The organism is Chitinophaga costaii (genome assembly GCF_900094705.1).
In the GTDB taxonomy this organism is placed as follows: Bacteria; Bacteroidota; Bacteroidia; order Chitinophagales; family Chitinophagaceae; genus Chitinophaga; species Chitinophaga costaii.
Genome location: NZ_FMAR01000047.1, coordinates 1 through 1,724, shown reverse-complemented (window position 1 = coordinate 1,724; position 1,724 = coordinate 1). Strand labels below are relative to the sequence as shown.

Genomic DNA, 1,724 nt, shown 5'->3' with positions numbered 1-1,724 from the left:
ATTCAAATTCTTTTTGCTTGATAAGTGACCAAACATCTATTTGTTGCATAATCTATTGTAATTTCCCTGTTGCAGTATTATATGGAAGATACTAGTGTCTAGTCAACCTAAAATTGTCGGATAAAGTCTTTTTAATTTGATTCGTGCATCCTTGGTTGTAAACCGCCAATTAATGACGGACTTTTTACCATTGCGAGAGGATTGCCAGACTCGTACTTCCTCTTTGATGGTCTCCATATTGTCGATCCTGCGGTTGAGGCATTGCTTTGTCAGGACGTTCAATTCGATCTCTGCCATGTTCAGCCAGCTCCCGTGTTTGGGTGTATATACAAAATCGAACCGATCCCATATCCTCTTTGCCTCTGCTGGCGGGAAGGCTTCATACAGGGCACCCGGTTTATGCGTAGACAGGTTGTCCATGACCAGGGTTATTTTGGCTGCTTTCGGATACAGGTCATCGGCTATCTCCCGGATCAACTCCGCCCAATCCAGCTTCGTCTTCCTATCCGTTATCTTGACATGCCGCTTCCCTACCAAAGGCTCGTTCACCATGAATATATTACATACCCCGCAGCGTTCATATTCAAAATCACTTCGAGCCGACTGACCACTTCGCATTTTAACCGGCATTCTTGTTTCCCGAATAAGCTGCTTGGGTGATTCGTCCATGCACACCACCGGATACTTTCTGGCATATGGACGCTTATATACATCCAACACCTCTTCCATCGCAGCTACAAATTGACCGTTGGCAGTGGGTGGGATTACCCAACCCTTTACTTGCCAGGGTTTCAATTCGTTTTTTTTAGGACCTTTCTCACTGTCTCATGGCAGATACTGTCCACATAATTCAACTCCACCAACTTATCGGCCAGGAGTCTAAGTGTCCATTTCCCATAGCCCTTCGGTGGTTTACTGCAACTCAGGGCTATTAACCGGGCTTCCAGTTCTCCATCGGCCTTTCGTTCCCGGGTCCGGCTGGCAGGCCTTCGTTTAACACAGGCTTCGAAGCCTTCTTCGACAAACCGCTTTTTGACCCGGTCGATCATGCGCATGCTAACCTTTAATACCCGACAGATCTCTTTACCCGTAATCTTATCGCCATACTTCCCCTCGTCACAATTAAGAAGCATATAGGCATTGCGGTATACCTGGGAGCTATGCTTTCCTTTACTTATAATCCCTTCCAGTTCCTCCCGTTCCTCCTGGGTAAGGGTCACTTTATATTTACCATAACGTTTTTGGAAGAAAAAGTTACGGATTTTATACGACAATAAAAAATAGACTAGACACTAGGTATTTGGTGGCAATTTACCACTTTTGACTTCACTATTAAACTTATAAACACCACCTAAACTTCCTGGCTTAAAATCTCCGAAATTATTAGAAGGAGTCCATTACTGGAGGCACAACTGGGAAAAAATAACGACCTATTTTCAGTATTCGGCAGCTATCCGCAAGTTGATCTACACCACCAATACTATTGAAGGCTTCCATCGCCAGGTTCGCAAAGTAACTAAAACAAAGGGGGCCTTTACCTCGGATATGGCCCTGCTGAAGCTGATCTATTTGGCAACTCAGCACATTCAAAAAAAGTGGACGCAACCCTTACAGAACTGTATTTTGACCGTATCTCAATTATCAATTAGATTTGGCGAGCGGCTACGATTGCGATTGGGGTAAAGTCTCGTTAGAAAGTGACATTTTTTGCAGCGGCAGAATAT

1 protein-coding gene and 1 pseudogene are annotated in these 1,724 nt (G+C 44.4%); one reads left to right on the top strand and one right to left on the bottom strand.

Annotated features, from left to right (window positions below; genetic code table 11):
* Window positions 1–102: 102 nt before the first annotated feature.
* Window positions 103–1,262 (bottom strand): IS630 family transposase gene (locus tag GA0116948_RS20870; RefSeq protein ID WP_089715829.1). Its coding sequence is split into 2 segments (ribosomal slippage): window positions 103–809 and window positions 809–1,262, totalling 1,161 coding nucleotides; the frame shifts between segments, so codons are not numbered across the junction.
* Window positions 1,263–1,401: 139 nt separating this feature from the next.
* Between GA0116948_RS20870 and GA0116948_RS21870 the strand changes: the two are divergent.
* Window positions 1,402–1,683 (top strand): annotated as a pseudogene (locus tag GA0116948_RS21870) (transposase); the annotation flags it as partial.
* Window positions 1,684–1,724 lie beyond the last annotated feature (41 nt).